2 protein-coding genes and 1 pseudogene are annotated in these 2,445 nt (G+C 42.6%); all 3 read right to left on the bottom strand.

Features of this window, described 5'->3' with window-relative positions; genetic code table 11:
- Positions 1 to 144: 144 nt before the first annotated feature.
- A pseudogene (locus ACOCD9_RS00330) lies at positions 145 to 615 on the bottom strand (hemolysin); the annotation flags it as partial.
- 590 nt (positions 616 to 1,205) lie between these two features.
- The gene (locus ACOCD9_RS00325) at positions 1,206 to 1,493 is read right to left on the bottom strand and encodes a hypothetical protein (protein ID WP_287700109.1); all 288 of its coding nucleotides are present in this window, start codon (positions 1,491 to 1,493) and stop codon (positions 1,206 to 1,208) included.
- Positions 1,494 to 1,507: 14 nt separating this feature from the next.
- Complete coding sequence (gene upp / locus ACOCD9_RS00320) at positions 1,508 to 2,161, bottom strand: uracil phosphoribosyltransferase (protein WP_287700110.1); 654 nt, start codon at positions 2,159 to 2,161, stop codon at positions 1,508 to 1,510.
- Between the last annotated feature and the right edge of the window lie 284 nt (positions 2,162 to 2,445).

The raw sequence follows: 2,445 nt of genomic DNA, 5'->3' as shown, positions 1-2,445 counted from the left end.
TGGTCTTGGCTGTTTATATTTTAACCAATAAATTGCTGTATTGCAAGCATAGTGAGCTTTTAAAGATAAATTATTGTTTTATTGGTCAGCAATAATTGTCTGTTTTTTATTTAATTTTACATGACAAGTTCGGAAGAGCCTACTTTCCCCATTTATTATAATTGTTGTCTGGTCATTCTCTCCTCGTAAAGCGTCTAAGGTTGCCACATCCAGACTATTTCCTTGAACCAACTCCGCAAAAATTGCCCCCTCATCTCCCGCACTATCCACCTGATTAATTTGAGCATCTACATAATGCCCAATTTCTTCTAAAATTACCTTAACTATCGTTGCTGACGAGGCCGTATTTAAAAAAGATGCTGATAGATAAATCTTATTGGTACTGCTGGAATATGCACCATTCGCCGTCCCTAAAACCTCATCACTGAGTACCTCAATTGGGGGAATTTGACTAAAATTTCGGCTTTGCCACTGTTGTCGTAATTGCGTCGCTTTAACCACATCATAACTTGCTCCAAAAGCGATAGCCAAATTCGCCCAAAAGCCATCAGATTGAGCGAAATTAAACAAAACATCGTCAACAACAGGAAGAATCGGCAAAAGAGAGGAAGTCATGACATTAACAGCAAAGGTTTATTGCTAACAGTTTTAGCCTAACAATCCCCAATCTTTCAAGACCTCTGTAATAGAAATTAACATTTATTACAAGAAAACGGGTTTCTTCAAAAAAAACCGTTTTCTCATGGTTTCTCGGAGAAACCCGTTTTCTAACGCTCCAATTTCCTTACTGCGTTCTATCCCTCGTAATTCCATATTAGTTAAGTACCTAAGCAAAATTAATTACATATCTAAGCCACTACTCCGTCAGACTTCTGGTGTGAGGAAACAGTGAACTGAAAACTCAAATCCGATCCCTAATAGCTGTCTCCCGTCTCCCGTCTCGACTAGGAAATTAATTTTGCACGACTACTTATTTATTCTGAATGAAAACTTGAAGTTTTACTTTTAACTCAAAACTCTTTAGAGCTGCTTTAATTTGGTTATCAAAACCTCTTTATTTAAGGGGCATAAACTATCTCAATTTTGATAATTGAGAACAAATTCTCCTTGATTTGATTAATTTTTGGCAACTTTTAAGCAGCAGCTATACCTATCCCTAACTCGCAGTTATATAAAGGTTTTGAGATTTATTCAGCCAACCCTATTTAATGATCGCTGCCGTTTTCCTGTACCGATCCTAACTGTTGACGCACATCATCGATCGCTAGATTTAACTGGGCAATTTTATCTTCTAAACTGCGGCGGGCCATTTCCATGCCTTCCTCTGGAGTCAAGCGCCCATGGCGGATATCTTCCAAAAAAGACTGATTATCACCAGCTGCTAAACCGCGACGGCTGCGATTAGCCAACACTGTCCCCAAAACACCGCCCACTAAACCACCGACAATCGCACCAGCCAAAAAACCGCCGGCAAACCCATCTCGCTGACTCATAATCCGTTTTTCTCCTAATAGGTTCCAAAAGCTCGATCGCCGGCATCGCCCAACCCCGGCACGATGTAACCACGGCTATTTAGTCCTTCATCGATAATAGCCGTATAGATGTTCAAGCTGGGATAATTTTGACTCAATTTCTGTAAAGCCGGCGGGGCAGCCACCACGGAAATCAGGCGAATTAGGGCAGGATCAACGCCTCTGCTGGTAATTTCTGCCATTGCCGTTGAAATTGATCCCCCCGTGGCTAACATCGGTTCAAGAATTAACACTCTCGTGGCTGGATCAAAACTAGCTGGTAATTTATTTAAATAACAACTCGCCTCTAGGGTTTCCTCGTTTCTGGCTAAACCGAGGTGATAGGTACTAGCTAGGGGTAAAAGGCTTTGCGCCCCTTCCAACAGGGCTAATCCTGCGCGTAAAATCGGGACTACGGCGATCGGTACGCTAGGATCGATAAAAGTAGCCGGACATTCCGCTAGAGGGGTTTTAACGCTAGTTTCCAGGGTCGGCAACCATTGCCGCGCCGCTTCGTAGGTTAACCAGCGCCCTAGTTCCGTCATCGCTGTTTTAAACAGTACCGAGGGGGTATTTTGATCGCGGGCGATCGCCAGCCAATGCTTAACCAGAGGGTGTTCGGGAACATAGACGCGCAGTTGTAAAACCATGAAAACACGAAAACTCGATCGAGGGCTAAACTTTATCTTAAGCCAAAAAGCCATCAGCCCGGAATTAGTTATCAGTTTCTGAAGCCAAGGGGCGACAGGCACTCGTGCCAAAGAAAGAATCTGGCAATTCTCCTACCTAAAAAGCTATCCATTAGTCACATCTTTCTTAACATAAAATTTGACAAAAAGAGAAAAGTGTGCAAGATGGCTCAAGGAGGTTCTATGGGGGAACTAATTTGATGAGATAGTTTCCAAGTCTGGCTGATATCATGTAACCTTCGCAG

The sequence above is a fragment of the Microcystis sp. genome (assembly GCF_048564745.1).
GTDB classification, from domain to species: domain Bacteria; phylum Cyanobacteriota; class Cyanobacteriia; order Cyanobacteriales; family Microcystaceae; genus Microcystis; species Microcystis ichthyoblabe_A.
The sequence above is the reverse complement of the archived record's forward strand: the minus strand, read 5'-3'. Positions and strand labels throughout refer to the sequence as shown.

Coding starts and splice junctions, on each gene's coding strand:
- ACOCD9_RS00325 (WP_287700109.1), bottom strand. CDS start 1,493: ATGAGTCAGCGAGATGGGTTTGCCGGCGGTTTTTTGGCTGGTGCGATT.
- upp (WP_287700110.1), bottom strand. CDS start 2,161: ATGGTTTTACAACTGCGCGTCTATGTTCCCGAACACCCTCTGGTTAAG.